Origin of the sequence: Marinobacter profundi (genome assembly GCF_002744715.1) — a bacterium.
Lineage (GTDB): Bacteria > Pseudomonadota > Gammaproteobacteria > Pseudomonadales > Oleiphilaceae > Marinobacter > Marinobacter profundi.
Map to the genome: position 1 here is coordinate 410,126 of NZ_KZ319370.1, position 24,480 is coordinate 434,605.

General features: G+C 64.0%; 13 protein-coding genes. 5 read left to right on the plus strand and 8 right to left on the minus strand.

All coding sequences use genetic code 11. From position 1 onward, the window contains the following. Nucleotides 1-179 precede the first annotated feature (179 nt). The 7 genes from CLH61_RS09865 to gdhA form a co-directional block, all read right to left on the minus strand. A complete protein-coding gene (locus CLH61_RS09865) occupies nt 180-1,544 on the minus strand; it encodes a DUF1329 domain-containing protein (protein WP_099614537.1) in 1,365 nt (454 codons plus the stop codon). 27 nt (nt 1,545-1,571) lie between these two features. Beyond that, complete coding sequence (locus CLH61_RS09870) at nt 1,572-3,440, minus strand: DUF1302 domain-containing protein (RefSeq protein ID WP_228152605.1); 1,869 nt, start codon at nt 3,438-3,440, stop codon at nt 1,572-1,574. A gap of 178 nt (nt 3,441-3,618) precedes the next feature. Continuing rightward, nucleotides 3,619-6,624, minus strand: coding sequence for a hypothetical protein (locus CLH61_RS09875; protein WP_099614539.1), 3,006 nt, complete (start codon nt 6,622-6,624; stop codon nt 3,619-3,621). A 163-nt stretch (nt 6,625-6,787) separates the two neighbouring features. Next, nucleotides 6,788-7,321, minus strand: a complete 534-nt coding sequence (locus CLH61_RS09880; protein WP_099614540.1) for a response regulator transcription factor — start codon at nt 7,319-7,321, stop codon at nt 6,788-6,790. Further along, nucleotides 7,290-8,564, minus strand: coding sequence for a sensor histidine kinase (locus CLH61_RS09885; protein WP_099614541.1), 1,275 nt, complete (start codon nt 8,562-8,564; stop codon nt 7,290-7,292). The genes CLH61_RS09880 and CLH61_RS09885 overlap by 32 nt, the downstream gene beginning before the upstream one ends. A 16-nt stretch (nt 8,565-8,580) precedes the next feature. Beyond that, the gene (locus CLH61_RS09890; protein ID WP_099614542.1) at nt 8,581-11,199 is read right to left on the minus strand and encodes a PEP/pyruvate-binding domain-containing protein; all 2,619 of its coding nucleotides are present in this window, start codon (nt 11,197-11,199) and stop codon (nt 8,581-8,583) included. Continuing rightward, complete coding sequence (gdhA, locus tag CLH61_RS09895; RefSeq protein WP_099614543.1) at nt 11,199-12,548, minus strand: NADP-specific glutamate dehydrogenase; 1,350 nt, start codon at nt 12,546-12,548, stop codon at nt 11,199-11,201. Before gdhA ends, CLH61_RS09890 begins: the two co-directional genes overlap by 1 nt. A gap of 255 nt (nt 12,549-12,803) precedes the next feature. On the opposite strand from gdhA, the gene CLH61_RS09900 reads away from it, so the two are divergent. The 3 genes from CLH61_RS09900 (at nt 12,804) to CLH61_RS09910 (ending at nt 19,250) form a co-directional block, all read left to right on the plus strand. Beyond that, nucleotides 12,804-14,786: a TonB-dependent receptor domain-containing protein gene (locus tag CLH61_RS09900; RefSeq protein ID WP_211289095.1), complete on the plus strand. Its 1,983-nt coding sequence runs from the start codon at nt 12,804-12,806 to the stop codon at nt 14,784-14,786. Between the two features lie 169 nt (nt 14,787-14,955). Further along, nucleotides 14,956-16,023 (plus strand): efflux RND transporter periplasmic adaptor subunit, encoded by a 1,068-nt coding sequence (locus CLH61_RS09905; RefSeq protein ID WP_099614544.1) that lies wholly within the window; start codon nt 14,956-14,958, stop codon nt 16,021-16,023. After that, the gene (locus CLH61_RS09910; RefSeq protein WP_099614545.1) at nt 16,020-19,250 is read left to right on the plus strand and encodes an efflux RND transporter permease subunit; all 3,231 of its coding nucleotides are present in this window, start codon (nt 16,020-16,022) and stop codon (nt 19,248-19,250) included. Before CLH61_RS09905 ends, CLH61_RS09910 begins: the two co-directional genes overlap by 4 nt. Before the next feature lie 169 nt (nt 19,251-19,419). Here CLH61_RS09910 and CLH61_RS09915 read toward each other — a convergent pair whose 3' ends face one another. After that, the gene (locus CLH61_RS09915; RefSeq protein ID WP_099614655.1) at nt 19,420-19,845 is read right to left on the minus strand and encodes a potassium channel family protein; all 426 of its coding nucleotides are present in this window, start codon (nt 19,843-19,845) and stop codon (nt 19,420-19,422) included. A gap of 182 nt (nt 19,846-20,027) precedes the next feature. On the opposite strand from CLH61_RS09915, the gene CLH61_RS09920 reads away from it, so the two are divergent. Next, nucleotides 20,028-21,284, plus strand: a complete 1,257-nt coding sequence (locus tag CLH61_RS09920; protein ID WP_099614546.1) for an efflux RND transporter periplasmic adaptor subunit — start codon at nt 20,028-20,030, stop codon at nt 21,282-21,284. Continuing rightward, nucleotides 21,281-24,445 (plus strand): efflux RND transporter permease subunit, encoded by a 3,165-nt coding sequence (locus CLH61_RS09925; RefSeq protein WP_099614547.1) that lies wholly within the window; start codon nt 21,281-21,283, stop codon nt 24,443-24,445. The genes CLH61_RS09920 and CLH61_RS09925 overlap by 4 nt, the downstream gene beginning before the upstream one ends. Nucleotides 24,446-24,480 lie beyond the last annotated feature (35 nt).

A 24,480-nucleotide genomic window follows, 5' to 3' on the forward strand; every position in this document is an offset into this window, starting at 1 on the left:
AGAGCTTGATGGAACGTGTTGAAGAGGCGGGCATGTTAACGATATTTGGCCCGTTATGACAGCTGCGATTGGCGATAGATTGACTTTGCTCAATCTGGCCGGTTTACCTCGCAAATGCCAAGGGCTGAGTGTGCCCGTACCGGGGCTGGCCGGTACGGGCGGGTTATCCGCGGTGATGATCAGCGCACGCCGGCGCGGCGCAGGGCGGCAGGGGTGAACTCGTTGGAGCGGGCCTTCACGCCAAAGGTGTACGGGTCGTCCTCTTCATTGGTCAGGCCCATCACCAGGTAACGGCCGGACAGCAGGTCGTAGAGGGTTTCCGCAGCGTAGCTCGGAACACCGATGTCGTAACCCTGCACCATGTGCGATTCGGCGACGCGCCACAACTGGCCGCGACCGTCATAGTGATCGACCACGGCGATCTGCCAGGAATCCTCATCCACATAGAAATCGCGCTTGGCGTAGATGTGGCGCTCACCGTCCTTCAGGGTGGCGCGGACATGCCACACCCGGTGCAGTTCGTAACGGGTCAGCTCCTGGTTGATGTGGCCAGGCTGGATAATCTCGTCATAGCTCAGCTCCGGGTCCGACAGCTTGTAAGAGTTGTACGGAATGTACATTTCCTTTTTACCCACCAGCTCCCAGGTGTATTTGTCGGGGGCGCCGTTATACAGGTCCAGGTTGTCCGATGTGCGCTGGCCGTCCGCCGCGGTACCGGGGCCGTCGTATGCTACCTGGGGGGCACGGCGAACCCGGCGCTGGCCGGAGTTGTACAGCCAGGCCCGGCGCGGTTCCTTGACCTGGTCCAGGGTCTCGTGCACCAGCAGAACGTTGCCTGCCAGGCGGGATGGTGCGGTGATGACCTGCTTGAAGTAGAACATCACGTTGTCGTCCACGCCGGCCTCGTAGTCTTCAAGGGCGACCCGGTCGGTCAGGTATTCGGTGAACTTGACCGCGCTGAAATCGCCGTTGGCCTGTGGCGTCACCTGGGCAACATTACGGACAATCGAACCACCGCGGTAGCGGGTGATGTGGTTGAAGATGACCTCAACGCCGCTTTGCGGAATCGGAAACGGTACGCCGGTTTCATAGTTCTGCAGGCCGTTGCCGTTGGCAGTCAGTGACACCTGGGTGGCATTGGCTTTGGCTTTCGCCGTCATGAACTCCGGATAGGCCGCGGTGCGCCGGGTCTGGTAAACCGGAATGAAGTAGTCACTGTAGGTCTTGATGGTGGCCACCTGACCCGGTGACAGCTTGTCCTGGTACTGGTCCACGTTGCTCTGGTCGATCACCAGCAGACGCTCGTCGCCGGGGAAGGGATCGGGGTAGATGCCCTGTTGGGGTTGTTTGACCGGCGGTGTGGTCAGGCCGCCATCCCAGGCCGGAATGGCATCGCCGTTACCGGCCTTTTCGGCCCCGATGGGGGTCAGTTCGCCGCCAAGCCGGGCCGCCTGATCGGCGGAAACCGCCGCCAGACTGGTGCCCGCGGAAAGCAGGGACAGGGCAATGGCACTGCCGATGACCGTGCGTTTGAAGGTTTGCATAGTTGACTCCTTGGTTTGTCGTTGTGATCAGAACGAGTAGGAAACGCTGGCCGAAACGAAGTCGCGGTCAGAAATTTCGTTGTAGTCGCCGCCGAAATAGTTGGTGTAGCTGATCGACGCGGAATATTTGTTCTGATAGCTGCCATCAAGGCCCAGGCTCACGGACTTGTTGCCTTCCTTGAAGTTGCCGCCGGGATCCGGGGCGTAGCCCTTCACGTCGTGGGTGAGGAACAGTTTGGGCAGCAGGTTGATGCCGGCAATGGCATTGGGGTAATCGAGGGCAAACAGTGCCCGGTAACCCCAGGAGAACGAGGTGGTGAAGCCGTCGCCACCACAGTTGGTGGGGTTGATGTTGAGGCGGGTGGTTTCATCGCCCGGGCCCTCGCGGCACAGATCGCCGGTAAACGAAGGTCCGTCCAGCGGCACCGGTCCCACGCCCCAGATACCGGAGCGGCCGTAGCGGGCCTCCTCCTTGCCGGGCAGATCGTGGATGTAGGTGGCACCGATTTCCGCCACGGTGATAAACCGCGCCGCGCCCAGCACCCGGTCGACAAAGTGGATCAGGGTCGCCTGGGCCTGGGAGACGTTATAACGGTCGTAGCCGTCGATGGCTTTACCGGCGTAGTTGAAGTCCGGGTCATTCTGGCGGGTCTGCTGTTCCAGTTTGCTGATGACCTGGCCGTCCGGGCCACGCTGCTGCAATCCGCCGTAGATCAGCTCGAAGGTGTTCCACTGGATCGGCAGGTTGGGGCGGAAGCTGTATTCCGCACCCAGGGAGGTGCCGGTGGGCAGTGTGGTGTTGATACTGATGCCATACAGGTCGATGCCTTTCGGGTAATCGATGAAGTAGCTCGGGAACCTTGAGTACGGTAGCGAATCGTCGTTGATCTGGGTTGCAGTAGGCGACTCAGGGTTAGATACAACGCCACTGATGTAAGGCAGCCGGCTGTTGTATTTGATGTAGTAGAAGCCGAGTTCGGCATCCAGTGCGGGTACAAACCAGCGTACTGCGGCACCGAATTGATCCTTGTCCCCTGGTTTTTGGTCACCGAGGCGGGGCGATACAAAGCCTTCGGCCAGCGCCTGGGAGTCAGGCACCTGACCGGCCAGCAACACCGGACCACAGCCGTCCGCGGCAACGTCGGCACTGGAGAAGTAGGTGCCGCAGTCATCAATCTTGAACGGTTCCCACTTGGTCTGGACGTAGGCCTCGACGTTGATCTCCGGGGTAATGCCTACCGAGGTATACAGCATTTCGACCGGACGCAAGACGTCCTTGAGCTCGGCGCCGGGGGTGCGGAACGCCGGCACGTCAATCGGGTTGGTGGCGTTGATGCCGCCGAGGATAAAGGTGCTTTCTCCCCAGCTCACCACCTGCTTGCCATAGCGCACGGAAATCGGCGTGTCACCGGCGTACCAGTCGGAGAACACATAGGCGTCGAGCAGTTCGGCACCGGCGGCGTTATCCAGGGCCTCGTCATTCAGCGTGCGTTGCTGGCCCACCGGGTCGACCGCACGGTCGTTCTCCCGCAGCTCGTAATCGTAGTAGTAGGAGCCACGTACCAGTGCGCCCACCCGGGTCAGGTAATCACTGTCCGGCGCGTAGTCCAGGAACAGCTCGGTACGGCCACGCAGAATCTGCGAGTAGGGATCGCCCTTCTCGAAATTGAGGTTGCCGTCATCAAAGTTGTTGGAAGAGGCGCCGGTGTTGCTGTAGGCGAATTCCGGGCCCAGGTTGCCCTGGGTAATCAGGTCCGGATCCTGTTCTTCCAGCCGCACGCCGATGCCGGCGGTCAGAGTGGTGCTGAGGGACGCGTCAATCCCGTAGAGCTCGAAATCGAAGGCCATGGCCGGCGTGGCAAATGTGGCCAGGGTGGCCGCTATCGCGGTCGCCATGGGCAGTTCCGGGGTGCTCAACCGGGGCGTGTTGAAACGGGAAGTGCCAAGCCATGGAGTGCTCAGCCGGGAGTTCTTTGTTGTTGTCATCGTTACTGCTCCGTTTTTCGGACATGCGCCGGGCCAGAGGGCTTTGCCTCAGGCCCGGCAAATCAATCACTTGAGAGAATTATTCCGGTTACAGCGGGATTATTCCGATAATGTCGCCGATACCGCCGCCAGTACCGTCACCATCGTTGCCGCCGCCATCACCTCCGCCATCGGGCGCGGTTTCGCCGGCATCGGTCTGGGCGGTACAGTCAACGCCGGTGGTGTCGGCATCTTTCACTACGCAGGGGTTGAACACGGCGGTGGTGCCATTGATAAACAGCTCCCGCATCTGGGCCGCCATTTCATTGAACACTGCGCCGGAGCTGAAGGGCTCGGAGGCCTTCTGGCCGGCAGAGATCGGGTTGCCGTGGGCACCTTCCAGGAAGCGGGTAATGGCCGGGAAGCCACCGTCGGCCAGGGGGGTGGACGCCGCTCCCATAGCCGCTGCCAGCGGATCGGTGCCGGCCAGCGGCGACCGTTCACCATTGATCTGGAAGCCGGTTTCCGGAATGACCAGGGCCAGCGGACCGAGGTCATAGAGGAGGTCATCGGCCGCGTTAGGCATGGTGCCGTCGGTGGGCCGGTCGGGGTCATCCGGAACGCCGACGATCGAGGTCATCAGGGTGGGGGTGCCTTGCAGCAGTGGCGCGAAGGCAGTGGGGTCGGCGGAGTCCAGCAGGCCCTGGAACACGTTCAGGTAGATGTTGAGTTCGGTGCGGCCCTGGGCCAGCAGGCCACCGGATGCCGCATCCAGTGTCGGCAACAGGCGCGGGGCTATGCTGGGAGAATTTTCCGCGATGCGGGTGAACTGGCCGCCGGTGTTGAACAGGACCGAGGCCAGTACCGGTGTCAGGTTGCCATTGCTCTGTGCCGCCAGGTTGTTGATCACCGGGAAGGGAACGCCACCCATGCCGCTCAGGGAGTGACTGATGAAGTACACCCGGTCTGGATTGAGGTTGATGCCGTTGGCGCAGCTGCCGGCAGCATTGCACTGGTTGATGGCGTCCTCGATCGCCTGGATCGATGCATTGACATTGAGCAGGTCAAGGGTGCCCTGGCGCATGTTGTCCCGGGTGTTGGCGTAGTTGGTGAAGTTGAGGAACAAGTCGCCGGAGCCGGGTTCGGTCACCTGGTCGGCCGGCACCGCCGCCAGGGTGTCGCTGGCGGCAAAGCCGAAGTGGCGCTCGGAGGCATCTGCGGAGGCTCCCGGTTGGCCGGTAATCGGTGTCAGCCCGACGAGGCCCGTGTCAAAGATGCCGTGCAGAGGCTGGTCGATGCCGACGGTGACAAAACAGTTTTCACTGTTAACCGGGGCAGAGCCGTCCTGCAGGCACAACAGACCGGCGGCGGTCGCCATCGGCAATATCGCCGAGCGGTCGGTGGTGGCAGCATGCTGGTAGATGATCACCGGATAGCCGTTGGCCGGGGGAGCGCCGAAATCCTCGTCCGGTGTCACGATGACCACCGGTACCTTGGTGTCGGCCTGCTTGGCGGCAAACGGGTAGCGGTAGGTAATGCGGTCCGAGGCTGCGACCGGCAGGGTCTCGTCGCTGCTGAGGTCAGCCGGTTGCCAGCTGCCGGCCTGGATCGGCGTGCCGTCGCCGGCCTCGGGCAGTGACTGATAGTACGGCAGGGTAATCTCACCTTCGAAAACCTGCGGATTGACCGTAATCTGGGTAAAGCCGAGGTCAATGGCGGTCTGCTCCAGCGCCGGATTCACTTCGCCACCCTCTTTCTGGCTGAAGACCCGGACTGCTCGCGGTTTCGGGGTGTCCAGCAGCGGTTCGGCGGCACTCGCGAGGGTCGCGGCTTCGGCTGAAACATCCACCACATTGGTGACCGCATCGGCGGTCGCGGCCTGCAGGGTGAAGGCGAGCCGGCGATCGCTGTCAGCATCTGTCACCAGGTCGCCGTAGCTAACAGCGAGCCCTGCGGCATTGGCCTCACTGAGCGCAGCAGCGAGGCTGGCGTCGTAGAGCCGGTACGCGGAATCCGTCAACTGGCGGTAGATCTCGCCGTTAATGGCTTCATGCTCGGCACTTGCACCGCTGCCAAGGGGCTGGCCCGACAGGTTGAAGGTACCGGCAAGCAGCTCACCGATGGCCGCCTGCTTGCGTTCGAGGCCGAGCTGGCGGGTGAAGAAGGTGACGGGGGCCGCGTTGGCCAGCAAGACATCCTCCACCGCGGTGGTGGTAATGCCGGTGGCGAAGGTAACGTCTTCAAACCCGGGCTGCTGGCCGCCGAGGAACTCGCCCCTGAAGGCGAAGAAGTCTGCGGCCAGCTGGCGCGCCGGCAGCATGGCCTGGCGGAAGGGGGTAAGCGCGGCGTTGGACAGTACCCGCTGCGGATCGGAAACACTCTGGAAGGTGGGCGAACCGACGAGTGGCTCGCCGCGGGCATCCACAATGTCGTTGGTCAGCACGGCGGCGTACTTGGTTTTCGGATCCAGCGGGCGGGTTGGCAGAAGGCGGATCAGGTTGTTGCTGCCGCCGTCGATATCCAGCAGTTCCACCCGGAAGCCGGGCTCCAGCAACGAGCGGAACAGGTCATCCGCCGCGGCGGTATCGCCGGCATCGCGCAGCGCCACGGCGCGACGGTAGATGTTGGCTTCGACCAGCCCCGCAACTTCACCCTCGGCCTGGTACACACTGTCACCACCGGGGTATTCCAGCTTCAGCAGAAAAACATTCTGGTCCGGATTGGGCACCACCACACCGTCGATCTCCACGAAACTGCGGCCATCCAGCACCTGATCGGCCGCGAGGCTGTCGGAGATCTTGATGTCGATGCCGGCCAGTACCGAGTTGCCATCCAGCAGGCCCAGTCCGGTGGTCACCGGGTTGGCTGGATCGGTGCCGTCGAGCATGGTGCCGTCGTTGCTGGGATCAAGGAAGAACAGCGCGTCGCTGGGGATCGGGAATGCCGTTTCCAGCGGCGCAAAGACCGGATGGGTTCCGGTGGCCAGCTGGGGGTTGGTGATCTGGTACACCGGGCTGGCATTGTCGCTGGTCTGGCCGCCCTCGCTGAGGCAGCCGGCAAGGCCGGTACTTGCGATGACGACTGCCAGAATGGACTTCTTGTGTTGGCTGAACATCTTTCTACCTTTCCGCTTGTTATTGTCATGACGGCGATCAGAGCGCCTTGACTGTCCTAACGGCGGTCGCTGGAGAAAGGTTCCAAAAAAATGTCAATAAGATGTAGGTAGCAATTTCTACCTATCGGCGTGCAGTTTGGGCCAATGACAAGGGTCTGGCGCTTCAGCTGCGCCAGCGGGAGTGCTTTTGCAGTTTGCGCTGGAGGGTGCGCCGATGCATGTTGAGCGCGCGGGCGGTGGCGGAGACGTTGCCGTCGTTTTCGGCCAGGACCCGCTGGATGTGTTCCCACTCCATCTCTTCCACCGACGGCGGCTCGTGGCGTAGTTCCGGGGGCTGTTCCAGGGGGTCAAAGCCGGAGGTCAGCTGGCTCACCGTCACCGGTTTGCAGAGGTAGTTGACGGCCCCGCGACGCATGGCCTCCACCGCAGTGGCAATACTGCCGTAACCGGTGAGCACCAGGACCTCCAGGTCCGGGGCCAGGTCGAGCAGTTCCGGCAGCAACTGCAGGCCACTTTCTCCCGCCAGGTTGAGATCCAGGACGCAGCGGTCGGCGCCGTGTTCCTGCAACAGGGCAAGGGCGGTTTCCCGGTTGCCGGCAGTCAGGGTGGTAATCTGCTGGCGCTGCAGGGAGCGCTCCAGCACCGTCAGGAATGCCCGGTCATCGTCAATCAGCAGCCAGCGCTGACTTTGGCTCATGGTTGGCCTCCGGTAGTTCGATGATCATGGTAGTGCCCTGCTCGCCCACCCTGGCCTTAAGGCTGCCGCCGAGGCGCTGGATGGTAGCGTTGGACAGGAACAATCCTACACCCAGACCGTTCTCGGACGGTACGGTGTGCTCGCCGGGCTGGTCCTGCAGGGTGCTGGCCAGGCCGTCGCCGTGATCTTCGACCACCAGCTCGATCAGCCCGTTGCCCTCATTGCGGGCGGCAACGGCGACCCACGACGGGCTGGCGGTCAGGGCATTGGCCAGCAAGTTGAGCACCGCCTGGTCGAGGGTGGCATCAACTGCAACCCGCCCGGCCGGTGCGGGCAGGCGCCACTGGATCGGTGCACCCGGCCAGAGCAGGGTGGCGGATTCCCGCAACCGGGCTATCCAGCTGGCCAGTTCCAGCACTTCCAGTTCGGCGGCGCGGGCCTGGCTGGCGGCGGATGACAGCTGGTGGAGGTGGCTGGTGCAGACGTCCAGCTGTTGCTCCAGCAGGTCCAGGTCGCTGGCAAGCTCGGCCTGATTGCGACTGTGGCGCAGCTCATCCACCAGCAGTGTCATGGTGTTGAGGGGGGTGCCCAGGCGATGGGCGACGGCAGCGGCAGACAGACCGAGGGCGATGATCTGCTCGTCCCGCAGGCGCCGCTCGCGGACCTCGGCCAGTTGTATCTGCTGCTGGCGGAAGCGGCGGGCCAGGGTGCCTACCACCAGCAGCAGAATGCTGGCGGTAATGGTGAAGGTAACCCACATGCCGACCAGGTGAAGCTGGGCCAGGTTGCTGGCGGCATGGTCGTGGGCGTGGGCAATCGGGGTGTGCCAGATTACCAGTACGGTGTAGGTCAGCACCCCGCAAATGGTCAGCAACACCGCCTGGGCCAGCGGCACCAGGATGATGGCTACGGCCAGCGGCAACAACAGCAGCGAAGTCAGCGGGTTGGTGTAGCCACCGGTGAAGAACAGCCAGCCGCCAATCAGTACCAGGTCCAGCAGCAGGGACAGGGTCACCGGCCACGGCACCGCCGGAGGCCGGCGGGTCAGCCACAGCCAGCCGGATACCGCCAGCACGCCGTACAGCAGGCACAGCAGGATGGCTTCTGGCCGGTGGCTGAGGGTGACCAGGGTTTCAGCAATCGCGAGGCTGGCCAGCTCGATGCCGGCGATGGTCAGGCGCATGCCGAGCAGGTAGCGCGCCGCCTGTTTGAAACCGGCCTGGGAAAGGGTGAGCCATTCCATATCGATAAACCGTCCGTCAGTCCGGGGTCGCGGGGGGCGGAACAAAGCAGGCCAGTTGCTGGCTGACCACGTCGGCACTCAGGCTGAGGGGTTGTGACTCGAGCTCATAGACCTCGACAACTCCGGGTGCCAGCAGGTCACTGTGTTCCGGCAGCTGCCGGATGTCGCTGGCAAACTGCAAAAGCCGCTCCGGATAATACTCACAGTGCCGGTCCTGGGGAAACAGCGCCACGTAGGCTATGCCGGTTTCGACCAGGTCCTGGAAGAAATGCGAGCCGTATGACAGGTCCGGCACCATCTCCCCGGACCGTTCCGCAACTTCCACCAGCGCTGCGATACCGGCGATGTCGGCGAACCGCACCGGCACGCCCAGTTCGGGGCTGCTGGTGCCCCAGCGTCCCGGCCCGATCAGCATGATGCGCTGGCCGGCGGGCGCCTGACGCACCAGTTCACCCACCAGCGACGCAACCTGGTAGCGCGCGGGCTGGGTCAGCTGCGCATAGTGCTCGGCATTGACCCGGATGATGCGGTCGATCTGCAGGTTAATGTTGCCGCCCATGAAGTGGCCCTGGTTGGCAAACAGCAACTGGCTGGCCGGCAGCGGGTCGGGCATCACGGCGGCGGCGGACTCCCCGAGGGTGGCCAGGGGCCGGCATTGCACCAGGTTGAAGGTCGGGCCCTGGCTGTCACTGAGGTGGACGGTAAACTCCACGTCCACCGGATGCTGGTAGGCAGCTTCCAGCGTAGCGAGCAGGCTGCGGACACGGCTGACAAACGCGCCCTGACGAATCAGCGGCTGAAAGGTCAGGCGCCAGACCGGAGCGGGTAAACCGAGTTCCCGCGCCCGGCTGCTGGCGGCGCGGTCCTGCTCGCCAAGACGGTCCAGTGGCAGGTCGGCGGCGGCTTCGCCAAGGCGGCTCAGGGGCAGGGTGATGAGACCGGCGCCGGCGGTATCCAGCACGTCGACCAGATGCTGGGAGAAGCGGAAGCTTTCGTCTTCATTGCGAAACGGCCGGCGACTCGGGTGATCCAGGGCCATCACACAGGCATGGTCACCCTCGATGCGGTCGACGGCACGGGTGCCCAGGCCCATGACCAGTCGCACCATACCGGCCGCCGGGTCCATGTCGCGGTCCCAGACAAAGGTATTGCGGGACACCCCGACGCCGGCGGCATCCGGCAGATAGTATTGGCCGTGGAAGCGGCCGTTGACCCGTTGCAGCAGCAGCGCCATGGGCTCTTCCCGCTGGTCGAGGCCCCGTTGCTTGCGGTAGACCAGGGCATCCTCACTCATGGTGGAGGCATAGACCTGGCGGATGGCGTCCTCGAGGGCGCCGAGGCGCTGCTCGGGCGGGCCCTGGTTGACCAGGAACACACTGTCATATTTGCCGGCGAAGGCATTGCCGAAGCCGTCTTCCTGCAGGCTGCTGGAACGCACAAGGATCGGATACTGGCCATAGTGGTCCAGCAGGCGTTCCAGCTCGGCGCGATACTCGGCAGGAAATTTGCCGGCCAGGATACCCGCCCGCAGCGCCGGCGCCTCGGTCAGATAACCCTCTGCACAGCGTTGGCGCATGATCGCAGGCCACAGGCCGTTGTGGACCAGGAAGGCATAGTAGACATCCGATCCCAAATAGCTGGAGTCGTGGGGTTCCAGGCACTGCTGCCATAGGCTCGGGTCGCAGTTGAGCAGGATGCTGCGGGCAATCAGCATGCCGGCAGCCTTGCCGCCAATGTAGCCGCTGCCAACCAGCCGGCTGCGGATCGTCAGCAACTCGTCGCGCCCCAGGTGCTGACGTGCCAGCGCCAGCATGCGGGGGTCCCGGCTTACCAGCACCTGCAGTACCCGGTCACAGATGTCCGTCAGGCCGCCGGCATCGGCGGGCTCGTCCGGCGTCTGCGCCAGTTCCATGAACAGCCGGTCCCAGTAGTCCAGCAGCGGCTGGCTATGTACCTGATGTTGTTCAATGGCGGCCTGCAGGCGGGTAGCATCGCTGCTGTCGGTGACCGGCACAAAGCGGCCGGCCTCCTCGCGATGAGGCAGGAACATGGTGGGTGACTGGCGGCGCCACACCTTGATCGGTTGCACCTGGACGTCGTCACCGGCCCGGTGGACATCCACCAGCACCTGGGTGGTTTCGCGGATGCGGTCGAGGGTGGTGCGGGAATGCCGTGAGGGGTAGAGGGCGAACCAGGCCACGGTGTCCAGTTCGAACAGGAACGGGCATACCACCCGGAAAAAGTTGCCCACCATGGTGTCGGTGGCCCAGGCATCGAGCAGGTCGCTGAGACAGTCGCAGATGTAGAAAGCGCCGCGGCCATGCTCTTCGATCAGGCGCCAGACCTGGCTGGTAAACGCCTCGAAGCCGCCCAGGGCGTCCAGGCTGACAACGCGGATGTTATCGGTGCCGGAAACCAGCGGCGGATGCTGGCCGAACCGGAGATAGATGATGCGGCGGCCGGTGGTGGCCGCCGCAGCAACGAAGGGAGCAACGAATCGGCGGTAGTCGTCCAGGTCACTGACCCGCCAGACCACGTTGTCGCCGATGCGCAGGCCGTCCAGAACCTGGTCCAGCCCGGGCAGGCCGGTGGAGACCCGGTCCTGGGCTGGTTCGGTTCCGGAGGCCCCGGTCATCAGATCAGACCCATGGCGTCCATGGCGCGGGCGACCTTGATGAAGCCGGTGATGTTGGCGCCGAGCACGTAGTTGCCCGGAGCGCCGAACTCGGCCGCGGTTTCGAAGCAGTCCTTGTGGATGTTGATCATGATTTCTTCCAGGCGCTTCTGGGTGAAATCGAAGCTCCAGGAATCACGGCTGGCGTTCTGCTGCATTTCCAGCGCGGAGGTGGCAACGCCACCGGCGTTGGCCGCCTTGCCCGGGCCGTAAGCCAGCTTGGCAGTCTGGAACACCTGGATACCTTCCGGAGTGGTCGGCATGTTGGCGCCTTCAGCAACGGCGATACAGCCGTTCTTGACCAGCAGTTCGGCATCTTTACCGTTCAGCTCGTTCTGGGTGGCACAGGGCAGCGCCACGTCACAGGGAACAGACCAGATGTTGCCATTGGCGACATACTTGGCGTCGCTGTGAGCTTCGGTGTAGGCACTGAGGCGGCGACGCTCGACTTCCTTGATGCGCTTGAGGGTGTCGAGGTTGATGCCGGCCTCGTGAACCACCATGCCGCTGGAGTCGGAGCAGGCAATAACCTTGGCGCCGAGTTCGTGGGCTTTCTCGATGGCGTAGATGGCAACGTTACCGGAGCCGGAAACCACCACGGTCTTGCCGTCGAGGGAGTCACCGCGGGCCTTCAGCATTTCATGGGTGAAGAACACGGTGCCGTAACCGGTGGCTTCGGTGCGGGCACGGCTGCCGCCGTAGCTCAGGCCCTTGCCGGTCAGCACGCCGGATTCGTAACGGTTGGTGATGCGCTTGTACTGGCCGAACAGGTAGCCGATCTCGCGGCCGCCTACGCCGATGTCGCCGGCCGGCACGTCGGTGTACTCACCCAGGTGACGGTAGAGTTCGGTCATCAGGCTCTGGCAGAAACGCATGATCTCGTCGTCGGACTTGCCTTTCGGATCGAAGTCGCTGCCACCCTTGCCGCCACCGATAGGCAGGCCGGTCAGGGCGTTCTTGAAGATCTGCTCGAAACCGAGGAACTTGATGATGCCCAGGTAGACGGACGGGTGGAAACGCATGCCGCCCTTATAGGGGCCCAGGGCGCTGTTGAACTCGACGCGGAAAGCGCGGTTGATATGAATCTCGCCCTTGTCGTCCTGCCAGGGTACCCGGAAGATGATCTGGCGCTCCGGCTCACAGATGCGCTGGATGATCTTCTTGTCGGCAAATTCCGGGTACTTGACCAGCACGGGTCCCAGGGTTTCGAGGACTTCATGAACGGCCTGGTGGAATTCGGTTTCACCGGGGTTGCGGTGGAGGACGTCCTGGAAGATCGGCTCCAGTTTTTCGTCGAGTTTTACGGTCATAAGGGATACCTCGGTTCGGATCCTGCGTATTGCAGAATTAAAGAAATGGGTATTGACAGGAAAAATGGGGCGATGATTTGACCACTATTGGTGCAAATTTGCAAGATACCGCCGCTTTAGGGGGCGTTTATCGGCACGCCCTACTACTTTTCACCTGCTCCTGATCTACCTCTTCCGGGATGCGGCATTGTGTCTCACGTCGCGGCGCAGTCCGGGCGGTATCATTTCCTCAAATTTCTTGTTTGGGGATGTGGAATGAAGGACAGAGCTCTGGGCCGGCTGGCGGCCGGAATTGCCTTGGCGGGCATGGCCGCGGTACCAGTATTGGGGAATGCTGCCGGGGAGACCGAAGACGACGTGGTCATCCGGGTCACCGAGGGCCGGCTGAGTGAGGGCGCGCAGCCGTCACTGGTCTCCGAACCGGTCACCCGGTTGTCGTCCAGTCCGGCGGTGGCGCTGTCGCGGATGGGTGGACGCGGTATCGATCCGATCATTCGCGGCCAGGGTCAGGAAAGGGTAGATGTCCTGCTGGATGGTATCCGTGTGGAAGGTGCCTGTCCCAACCGGATGGACCCTCCGACCAGTCGCCTCAGTTCGGCGCTGGCACCGGTGCTGGAAGTTCGCACCAGCAACCAGACCCTGCGCTGGGGTCCGATCACCGGTGGCCAGATCGTCGCGACCACCGCCGCGCCCGAGTTGGACGAAAACGGTCTGGCCGGCCATCTGACCATTGGCGGATCTGATAACGGGAACGGCAAACTGGCCAACGCCAGCGCCGCGGTCGGTAATGACACCGGCCATTTCCGCATTGCCGCCGGTCACGATGAGGCCGACGACTACGAGGATGGCAGCGGCAACGAAGTCCGCAGCGCCTACGAAAACACCGAAGGCCGGGTGGATGCTGCCTGGCGGGCCGATAACGGCTTCTATATCAAGGGCCTGGTGACACGCCAGGAAGAGCGCGACGTCAAGTATGCCGGCTCAGGGATGGACGCGCCGAAGACCGACACCGATACCTACCGACTGGAGCTGGGTGCGCCGGTGGCCAGTGGTGAGTGGAACCTGCTGACCTGGCAGGCCGATGTGGATCACATCATGGACAACTTCAGCCTGCGTGAACTGACCGCGCCAATGCCGATGCTGACGGCATCCGAAACCCGCACCCGGGGCCTGCGTCTGACCCTCGACCAGCGGGCCGGTGATTACACCGACTGGGCGCTGGGCACCGACGTGGAAACCAACGAATGGACCGCCAATCGTTACGGCGGCATGAACCTGGCCATGCTCAACTCGGTAATGTGGCCGGGGGTTGAGCGCGACCGTGTCGGGGTGTTTGCCGAGGCGTTCCATCGCATCGTCCCCGGTGTCCGTCTTGGCGGCGGGCTCCGTTACGACCGGGTCGACATGCAAACCACGCTGGCCGAGCCGAACGACGCCTACTTCCGCACCTACGGCACTACCGACACCGATGCCACCGATGACAACATCAGCGGGTTTGTCAGCAGCGAGTGGCGGTTCTCCCGTTTTCAGACCCTGGATGTCACTGCCAGCCACAGCGTCCGCAGCCCCGGCGTCAGCGAGCGCTACATTGCCAGCTGGAGTATGGACCCGGCGATGCGCTGGGTCGGCAATCCGGAGCTGGATACCGAGAAGCACCGCAAACTCGAGCTCAGCCTGACCGGCAAACGGGACGGCTGGCGCTGGAAACCGGCGATCTGGGTCGATGATGTCAACGACTATGTGCTGCGCACTAAAAACGATCAGGGCACCACGGTGTATCGCAACATCGATGCCCGCCTGCTTGGCGTCGAGGGCGAGCTGGGTTGGAGCAACGGCACCTGGAGTACCAGCAGCCGGATTGCGTCGGTGCGCGGCGATAACCGGACCGATGACCAGGCCCTGCCGCAGATTCCGCCGGTCCAGTTTATCCAGACCCTGGGCTGGCATCACCTCGGCCACAGCCTGCAGGCGGAATGGCAGGTCGCGCGCCGGCAGGACCGGGTGGACCTGGAGTCCGGGCTGGATGCCGGCACCTCGCCGGGCTATGGCGTGGTCAACCTGTCGGGGAACCACCCGTTGGTGGAGCACCTGAGCCTGGCGTGGGCCGTGGACAACCTGTTTGACAACACCTGGGCGCCCCATGTCAGCCGCGCCAATACCGACCCGTTCAATCCGGAGGCGGTGCGGGTAAACGAACCCGGACGCACCTTGCGGGCGGCCCTGACAGCCCGCTGGTAAGCGTCACCCTTGGCGGTTGCCCGCTTCTCATAGCCGGCGGGTAACACTCTCGCTCCGTGCGGACCCAACTCCTCCGCACGGGGCTTTTTTTTGTGGCTTTACTGTTGGGCAACTCCTGATACCCTGAAATCATGACCTTATAACCTGATCTTCTTCCAAGGATGCGTCCATGAAATCTTTCCGCTGGCTGGCCCTGTTGCTGGCTTCTGGTATGCCGGTGACTGTCCTGGGCGACGTTGCGGCCGACATTGCGGCCGACATTGCGGCCGAACCGGCGAGCCGGGGCGTGCTCCAGGAAACCGTGCGTCTCGATGGCGTGATTGAGGCGGTGCAACAGAGCACCGTATCGGCCCAGACCAGTGGCACGGTGATGGAGTTGCCGTTTGATGTCGATGACTCGGTGGCCGCCGGGGAGCTGATTGTGCGGCTGGAAGACAGTGAACAGCAGTCCCGGCTGAGCCAGGCCGAGGCGGGGCTCGAAGAAGCCCGGGCCGGCCTGCGGGATGCCGGCCAGCAGTTCGAGCGTATCGAGGCCGTTCACCAGCGCGGGCTGGTCTCACGTCAGGAGTTTGATCAGGCCCGCAATAACCTGGCCGCGGCCCAGGCCCGGCTGGAGCGGGCCCGGGCGGCGGTAGCCGAAGCACGGCAGCAGCTGGCCTACACCCGAATTGTGGCGCCCTATGGCGGCATTCTCACCGAGCGCCATGTCGAACTGGGGGAGTCCGTCAATCCCGGCCAGCCGCTGTTGAGCGGCCTGTCGCTTGAGCAACTGCGGGTTGTGGTGGATCTGCCCCAGCGTTACGCCGACAGTGCACGTGCGGCGCGCAAGGCGCAGGTCACCCTTAATGATGGCCGGGTGCTGGAAACCGGCGAGATGACCTTCTACCCCTATGCCAACCCCGCCACCCACACCTTCCGCCTGCGGATGCCCCTGACCGAGCCCAATGGTTCGCTGTTTCCCGGCATGCTGGTAAAGGTCAGTGTACCGGTGGCCAGCCGGGAGGCGCTGTGGATACCTGCGAGCAGCCTGATTCACCGCGGTGAGCTGCGGGCGGTATTCGTGCTGGACGGTGACGGTCAGCCCCGGCTTCGCCAGGTGCGGACCGGAGTGCGGGAAAATGGCCGTGTTGAAGTGCTGGCGGGCCTCGACGAGGGTGAGCGGGTGGTCAGCGATCCCCTACCGCTTGTGGGCAGTGTCCGGCTCGAACTCAAACGGCCCGAAGGGGATAACCCGTGAACGACCAGCTGCCTCCGGTGGGACCGTCCGGCGCGATTGCCCGGGTGTTCCAGAATTCCAGGTTGACGCCGCTGCTGGCGCTGATTGCCATCCTGCTGGGGGTCCTGGCGATCATCCTGACCCCCAAGGAAGAAGAACCGCAGATTGACGTCACCATGGCGGACATCATGGTGGCCCTGCCCGGTGCCAGTACCCGGGAGGTGGAGAATGTGATTGCCACCCCGGCGGAACAGGTGATGAGCGAAATCGAGGGGGTCGAGCACGTCTACTCGGTGTCCCGCCAGGGTCAGGCGCTGATCACCGTGCAGTTCGAGGTGGGGGTGACCCGCCAGGAAGCCCTGGTCCGCCTCTACAACCAGGTTTACTCCAACCAGGACTGGCTGCCACCGGACCTGGGCGCCAGCCAGCCGGTCATCAAGCCCCGGGGCATTGATGACGTGCCTATCATGTCACTGACACTGTACGACCCGGCCAACCGGCTGTCCGGTGAAGATCTGACCCGGCTGGCGCACATGCTGGAAGTGGCCCTGAAACGGGTGCCGGGCACCCGGGATGTCTACACCGTGGGGGGGATTCCCGACCGGGTGGATGTGCGCTTTGACCCGGCCTTGCTGAACGGCTTCAACCTGACCGTTGACGATATCCGCAACGCCCTGCTGGCCGCCAACGCCAGCAGCCAGGAAGCGCGGGTGACCCGCGACGGGGTTTCCATCCCGGTGCAGGCGGGCACGCTGCTGGAGGACGTTGCCAGTGTGCGCCGCCTGGTGGTGGGGATGCACAACGGATCGGCGGTGTTTCTCGACGATGTTGCCGCCATTTCCCGCGGGAGCACGGTGCCGGATCAGAGCGTGATGATGGGGTTCGGCCCGGGCAAGGATCCGCAGCGGGCCGGGCGTCCGGGCGAACTGTACCCCGCAGTGACCCTGGCCATCGCCAAGAAACCCGGCGAGAACGCCATCAATATCACTACCGCCATCGAGCAACGGCTGGAGTTGCTGCGCAACCGGGCGCTGCCGGCGGATATCGAGGTGCTGGTCACCCGGGATTACGGCAAGACGGCGTCGGCCAAGGCGGAGAAACTGATCACCGACCTGGTGTCGGCCACCCTGTGCGTGGTGTTGCTGGTGCTGGCGGCCATGGGCTGGCGCCAGGCCCTGATTGTCGGCGTCGCGGTACTGGTGACCCTGCTACTGACCATGGTGTTTTCGACCGCCTGGGGCTTCACCCTTAACCGGGTGTCGCTGTTCGCACTGATCTTCTCCATTGGCATCCTGGTGGATGACGGCATTGTGATCACCGAAAACATCAACCGGCGGATCCAGAACTCCCGTCACCCGGTGAAAGACATCATTCCGGTGGCGGTGGACGAGGTGGGTACGCCCACCATCATGGCGAGCCTGACCATCATGTCGGCGCTGATCCCGATGGCCTTTGTGTCCGGGCTGATGGGGCCCTATATGAGCCCGATTCCCATCAATGCTTCCGCCGGCATGGTGCTGTCCCAAATCGTCGCCTTCGTGGTGGCGCCCTGGATGGCCATGCGGCTGTTGCGGCACAAGCAGGGCTCGGCAGTTGAGGAAGCGGCCGCCGCCGGCAACTCGGCAGACGGCGTCAGCCCGCGCTCACTGCGGATTTTCCGTGGCCTGCTGGGGCCGTTCCTTGGCGATCATCCCTGGCGTCGCCGGGCCCTCGGGCTGGGCGTGGTCGGGCTTACCCTGCTGGCGATGCTGCTGCCGGTATTTCAGGTGGTCATCCTCAAGATGCTGCCGTTTGATAACAAATCCGAGTTGCAGGTGGTGGTAGATCTGCCGGAAAGCACGCCCATGGAGCAGACCCAGCGGGTGTTGCTGGAAATGGGCCGCTACCTGGAGTCCGTGGACGAGGTGGCCAACTGGCAGAGCTATGCCGGTACAGCGTCGCCGATCAACTTCAACGGTCTGGTACGCCAGTATTACCTGCGGGCGGAGCCTTACCACGGCGACCTGCAGGTCAACCTGGTGGACGAGGAACACCGCAGCCGGCAGTCCCATGCCATCGCCCAGGCCCTGCGCGGGCCGTTGCAGGAAATCGGCCAGCGCTATGGCGCGGCGGTCAAGATTGTCGAAGTTCCGCCGGGGCCGCCGGTGTTGTCGCCGGTGGTGGCGGAAGTCTACGGCGTGGATGAGGAGCGCCGGGTGGCGCTGGCCCGGCGCCTGGCAGAACAGATGGCCACCATCGACGGCCTGGTGGATATCGATACCACCGTGGAGGCACCAACCCGGGAATGGGAAGTGGTTGTTGACCGCGCCCGGGCCGCGCGGCTCGGGGTGTCCCAGGCCCAGGTGGTCGGCGCCCTGCAGACCGCGCTGGGGGGTAGCAGCGTGAGCTACCTGCACGATCAGCACGCCAAGTACCCGGTACCGATTCGGGTCATCCTCGCCGAAGGCGACAAGGCCCAGCAGGTGGCCCTGCTGTCCCTGTCGGTGCGCAGCCGCGACGGTAACCTGGTGCCGCTGGCCAGCGTGGCGGAGGTGCGCGAGGCCGACTGGCTCGGTGCAATCTATCACAAGGACCTGCTGCCAGTGACCTATGTCACCGCCGATATGGCCGGGGACGTGGATTCACCGCTGTATGGCATGTTCCGTCTGGTGAACCGGCTGAACGAACAGGACGGCGCGCCGGAACAGTACTTCATCCGGCAACCGGCCCTGCCGGAGCTGGGTTCGCTGAAATGGGACGGCGAGTGGCAGATTACCTATGAAACCTTCCGCGATATGGGCGCCGCCTACAGTGTGGGGGTGTTCATGATCTTCCTGTTGCTGGTGGCCCAGTTCCGCTCCTATCTGCTGCCGCTGGTGATCATGGCGCCGATTCCGCTGACCATGATCGGGATCATGCCCGGCCACGGACTGCTGGACCGGGAGTTTACCGCGACCAGTATGATCGGCATGATCGCCCTGGCAGGGATCATCGTGCGCAACTCGATTCTGCTGGTGGTGTTTATCCAGCAGTTGCTGGAAGAAGGGGTGGAACTGGAGGACGCCGTGGTGCTGGCCGGTGCCGTGCGCATCAAGCCCATCGCCCTGACGGCCATCTCGGCGATGGTGGGCGCTTACTTCATCCTCAGCGATCCGATCTTCAATGGCCTGGCGATCTCGCTGATCTTCGGCCTGGCGATGTCGACCCTGCTGACCATTGTGGTGGTGCCGCTGCTGTATTACACCCTGGCACGCTGCAAATGGATCTGACCCGATGGTGTCTGGGGACAGACCCAAGGTCAGTCCCCTTTGGTCAAGTGGATGGGGCTGGGAGGATTGATTCTGGCGGGGACAGACCTGAGGTCAGTCCCCTTTGCTCAATTGGATGGGGACTGACCTTGGGTCTGTCCCCAGCGGGCCAACGGCGGGGTAGCCGCGGTCAGCGGGTGGGCCAGTAGCGCTGCATTTCGACGAACAGGAAGGATGCGCTCCAGGTAATCAGTACCAGGCCGGTCAGGCCCTCGATGCCGGTCAGGTGGCGCAGGTGTCCGATGGCTTCGATATCGCCGTAGCCCAGGGTGGTGAAGGTGGTAAAGGAAAAGTAAACGCAATCCGGCAAACTGCCGTTGAAATTGCCGGTCAGCGCGCCCCAGCCGTCAGCGTGGTGCATGAAATAATAGACAGCGGCGAAGATCCACACCTGAATGGTGTGCGCGAGCAGCACACCGAATACCGCAACGATCAGGCGGAAATGGTGACTCTGGCGCATCCGGCCCAGCACGCCGCTGAGGCGGATCAGCACTTCGTTATGGATGAGTACCACCACTGCCACCACCAGCGCATTGATGACGGTGACGTTGATCAGGCTGAACGACGCTTCGGCAAACAAGGGTGCGTTACTCCGTTAGTGCCCGCCGATCCCTGCGGGACGTATAAGACCGATGCAGCGGTTCGTTACTCCGGAATCCGAAACCGCCTGTTGATTGTATAGTAGTTTTTGTGCCGTTTGACCGACGGACTCCATTTACCCTGGCTGGCCCTGAAGCAATGTCTAAACGTCTGTTGCCCCTGTTGATCCTTGCCCTTGCTGTTGCCGGGTTTCTGCTGCTGCGGATGACCCGGCCGGAACCCGCTGCGGTGACTGCCACCGAACGCAGCTGGCGGGTTGAGGTGCAGGTGGTTGAGCCGGGCCGTCACACCCCGGTGCTGCCCCTGTACGGGCAGGTGGTGGCCCCGGAGCAGCTGACGGTCACGGCAACCCTGGCGGGGCGGATCCAGGCCCGGCCGGTTACCGAGGGCCAGCGGGTGACCGCTGGCGAGCTGCTGGTGGCGCTGGACGAGGCAGATATCCGGCCGGCGCTGGCGCAGGCGGAAGCGCAGGTCGCCGATCTGTCCGCGCAGATCCGCTCCGAGCAGGTCCGTTACGCCAACGACCGCGAGGCGCTCGGGAGCGAACAGGCCATCCTGGCCAATGCCCGCCGCCAGTTCGAGCGGACCCGAGCCCTGGTGGAGCGCAATCTCGCGTCCCGGGAAAACCTGGATGCGGCCACCGACACCCTGGCACGGGCGGAACTGACCGTAAGCACGCGGCAGCGCGCCATCGATGAACATCCGGCCCGGTTGCAGAGCCTGCAGGCCAGGCTCGCCCAGGCGCAGGCCAGCCTGGAGGGTACCGTGCGGGACGCCGCGCGGGCACGGGTGACGGCACCGTTTGACGGGGTCATCACCGGGGTCCAGGTGGCGCCGGGTGACCAGGTGGCGCGCAATGAGCCGCTGCTTGGCCTGTATCCGGTCCAGGGCCTGGAATTGCGGGCGCGGGTACCGGAAGTGTTCCGGGCGGAATTGCTGGCGGCACTGGCGCGCGGGGACGCCCTCGATGCGACGGCAGTGGATAACAGCCAGCGGTTCCGCCTGGTGCGTTTCGCCGGCGTGGCGGATCCGGCTGGCACCGATGCCATCCTCGAGCTGGTGGGTGAACCGGCCGGGCTGCGGCCCGGTGCGATGTTGCCGGTGCTGCTGCAGCGACCAGCGCGGAAGGATGCGGTGATGATTCCGTTCAGCGCGCTGTACGGCGCCGACAGTGTGTACCTGATGAACGATGACGACCGTATGGAACGGGTTACCGTGGAACGCATCGGCGAAGCCCCGGCGGCCAACGGTGAACGGCAGTTGCTGGTGGCCGGAGACCGGCTGGAGGCGGGCGTCCGCCTGATTACCACACACCTGCCCAATGCGATTACCGGGCTGAAAGTGGAGGTGGCGGGCCGTCTGCTGCAACCGGGTAACGGGGCTCCGGGCCAATGAGACGCAGGCAGGGCGTTATCGGATTCTTTGTCCATCACCGGGTCGCGGCCAACCTGGTGATGCTGGTGATGTTGCTGGGCGGTGTGCTGGCGCTGACCCGGATGAACATCCAGTTTTTTCCCACCTTTGCCCTCGACGTGGTCAGCGTGCGGGTGGTGTGGAGCGGGGCCTCGGCGGAGGATGTGGAGCAGGGCATCACCAACCCCCTGGAGCAGCGCCTGCGCAGCATCGACGGGCTGAAGAAAATGACGTCGACCTCGGCCCAGGGGGTCTCCTCCATTACCCTGGAGTTCCACGAAGGCACTGCGCCTATTCAGGCGCTGGACGATGTACGTCAGCAAGTGGATGAGTTTACCAATCTGCCGGCCGATGCCGAGGAACCCCAGGTGACGCGGGTGGAACGGTACGAGCCGGTTGCCCGCTTGCTGGTCTTCGGGGCGGTGGATGGCAGTGAATTGCGGCAGCTGGCGTACCGTTATGAAGACGAACTGCTGCAGCGCGGCATTGACCGGGTGGCTATCCGCGGGTTGCCGGAACAGCAGATCAGCATCGATGTGCCGGTGGAGCGGCTGGAAACCCTCGGACTCTCCCTGGAGCAGGTGGCCGAGCGGGTAGCCTCTATCTCCCGCGACCTGCCGGCCGGGATGATGGCGCAGCAGGACGCCACCCGTGAATTGCGCGCGGTGGAGCAGCGCCGCAGTCCCCAGGCGTTTGAAACCGTTCCGGTGCTCAGTGGCGATCGCATCCAGTTGCGGCTGGGCGATATAGCCATCATCCGCCAGGAAGCCCGCGACAGCCAGGTGACCCTGACCCGCGATGGCCTGCCGGCGGTGGAGCTGCAGTTGCAGCGCGCCGAGAACGGCAACTCCCTGGCCGCGGCGAAGGTGCTGGAGAACTGGCTGGCGGATACCCGCCCGGTTTTGCCGCCGAACCTCAGGCTGGAAGTCTATGATGAAACCTGGCAGCTGCTGAATGAACGTATCTCGCTGCTGGTGAATAATGGTCTCGGTGGCCTGGTGCTGGTGGTGTGCCTGCTGTACCTGTTCCTGCCCGGCCGGGTGGCGCTGTGGGTGGCGGTGGGTATTCCGACGGCGTTTCTGGCGGCACTGGCGGTGCTCTGGGGCATTGGCGGCTCTATCAACATGATCTCGCTGTTTGCGCTGATCATGGCGCTGGGGGTTATTGTTGATGATGCCATAGTGGTCGGTGAGGACGCCGATGCCCATGCCCGCATGGGAGAGGAATCCATCTATGCCTCCGAAGGCGCCGCCAAGCGGATGGTGTGGCCGGTGCTGGCCTCGTCCCTGACCACCGTGGCCGCGTTCATGCCGCTGCTGGTGGTTGGCGGGGTGATCGGCAACATCCTCGGCGACATCCCCCTGGTGATGATCTGCGTGCTGGTGGCGTCATTGCTGGAGTGCTTTATCGTGCTGCCTGCCCATTTGCGCCATGCCTTCGTGCCCCGCCGCAACAAGCGGGCCGGGGCCGCTGGTGATCACCAGCGGCCGCATCCGGTGGCGCGGTTGCGCGCCGGCTTCGAGCGCCGCTTTGACCAGTTTCGCGAAGGGCCGTTCCGGCGGTTTTCACGGCGAAGTCTGCAGCATCGAGGCGTCACGCTGGCGAGTGCGCTGGCCCTGGCCATTGTGACCGTGGGGCTACTGGCCGGCGGGCGACTCGGATTCAACTTCTTTCCGACGCCGGAGCCTTCGGTGTTCTATGCCAACGCGAGCTTTGTGGCCGGCACCGACCGGGGCACGGTAGCGCGCTTCCTGGGGCAGATGCAGCAGACGCTCAATGACGCCGAGGCGGCTCTCGGTGGCCAGTTGATACTTCATGCCGTGACCACCACGGGGGCGACCCTGGGGGCCGAAGGCAGTTCCCGCACCGGCGACGAGCTGGGTTCGATGATGATCGAACTGGTGCCGTCGGACCGGCGTGGGGTGCGAAATCCCGAATTCATCAATGAATGGCGTAGTCGTCTGGTCCTGCCGGCAGGGCTGGATAACCTGACCATATCCGAGCGTCAGGCCGGGCCACCCGGCCGGGATGTGAATGTGCGGCTGACCGGCGATGATGCCGAGAACCTCAAGCGTGCCGCGGAGGAGCTGGCGCAGGCCCTGGCCACGCTGCCCGGCGTGCTGGATGTGGAAGACGACATGCCGTGGGGGCGGGAGCAGCTGATTTACCAGGTCAGTGCCGCCGGCGAGGCGCTCGGGCTGACCACGGCGGACCTGGGACGCCAGCTGCGGGCGGCCTTTGATGGCCGGATCGCCCAGATCTACCAGGACGGCCGCGACGAGGTCGAAGTCCGGGTTCAGTTGCCGCAGGCCCAGCGGGAACAGCTGGCTACCCTGTCGCGGCTGACGGTGCGGGTGCCGGATGGCCGCTTTGTGCCGCTGGCCCAGGTCATGAACCTGGATCACCGCCAGGGTTTCCAGGCGTTGCGTCACGCCGAGGGCAAGCTGGCGGTGGAAGTCACTTCGGCGCTCAATACCCGGGTCAGCACCACCGACCAGATTCTTGCCAGCCTGCAGGCGGAGGCCCTGCCAGACATCGCCAGCCGCTTCAACGTACGCTACAGCTTTGAGGGCCGCGCCGCCGATCAGCGGGAAACCATGGCGGACATGAAGACCGGCCTGCTGATCGGGCTCGGGCTGATGTACGTGGTGCTGGCCTGGGTGTTTGCCTCCTGGAGCCTGCCGCTGATCGTGATGGCCATCATTCCCTTTGCCCTGGTCGGGGCGTTGCTGGGGCACTGGATCATGGGGCTGCAGCTGACCATCCTGTCCCTGTTCGGGCTGTTTGGCCTGTCCGGGATCGTGGTCAACAACGCCATCATCCTGGTGGCCTTCTACAACCAGCAGCGCCAGAAGGGGCTGGCGATCCAGGACGCGCTGAACGAGGCAGCGGTACAGCGGGTGCGGGCAGTGTTACTGACCTCCCTGACCACCATCGGCGGGCTGTTGCCACTGCTGTTTGAGACCTCGCTGCAGGCTCAGTTCCTGATTCCCATGGCCACCTCCATCGCCTTTGGCCTGGGGTTGTCGACCCTGCTGGTGCTGTTCGTTGTCCCGGCGCTGCTGTCCTGGCTGGAGCAGTTCCGGGAGTGGCGGGCCCGGCGTCATGGTGAGCATGCCGAACCCCTTGGCAGCCAGTCATGAAACGGCCTGCCCATCCTGAAAACAGCACGAAACCG

Excerpts from the sequence above, each read along its gene's own strand:
- CLH61_RS09865 (WP_099614537.1), bottom strand. The coding sequence starts at position 1,544 with ATGCAAACCTTCAAACGCACGGTCATCGGCAGTGCCATTGCCCTGTCC.
- CLH61_RS09870 (WP_228152605.1), bottom strand. The coding sequence starts at position 3,440 with ATGGCGACCGCGATAGCGGCCACCCTGGCCACATTTGCCACGCCGGCC.
- CLH61_RS09875 (WP_099614539.1), bottom strand. The coding sequence starts at position 6,624 with ATGTTCAGCCAACACAAGAAGTCCATTCTGGCAGTCGTCATCGCAAGT.
- CLH61_RS09880 (WP_099614540.1), bottom strand. The coding sequence starts at position 7,321 with ATGAGCCAAAGTCAGCGCTGGCTGCTGATTGACGATGACCGGGCATTC.
- CLH61_RS09885 (WP_099614541.1), bottom strand. The coding sequence starts at position 8,564 with ATGGAATGGCTCACCCTTTCCCAGGCCGGTTTCAAACAGGCGGCGCGC.
- CLH61_RS09890 (WP_099614542.1), bottom strand. The coding sequence starts at position 11,199 with ATGACCGGGGCCTCCGGAACCGAACCAGCCCAGGACCGGGTCTCCACC.
- gdhA (WP_099614543.1), bottom strand. The coding sequence starts at position 12,548 with ATGACCGTAAAACTCGACGAAAAACTGGAGCCGATCTTCCAGGACGTC.
- CLH61_RS09900 (WP_211289095.1), top strand. The coding sequence starts at position 12,804 with ATGAAGGACAGAGCTCTGGGCCGGCTGGCGGCCGGAATTGCCTTGGCG.
- CLH61_RS09905 (WP_099614544.1), top strand. The coding sequence starts at position 14,956 with ATGAAATCTTTCCGCTGGCTGGCCCTGTTGCTGGCTTCTGGTATGCCG.
- CLH61_RS09920 (WP_099614546.1), top strand. The coding sequence starts at position 20,028 with ATGTCTAAACGTCTGTTGCCCCTGTTGATCCTTGCCCTTGCTGTTGCC.
- CLH61_RS09925 (WP_099614547.1), top strand. The coding sequence starts at position 21,281 with ATGAGACGCAGGCAGGGCGTTATCGGATTCTTTGTCCATCACCGGGTC.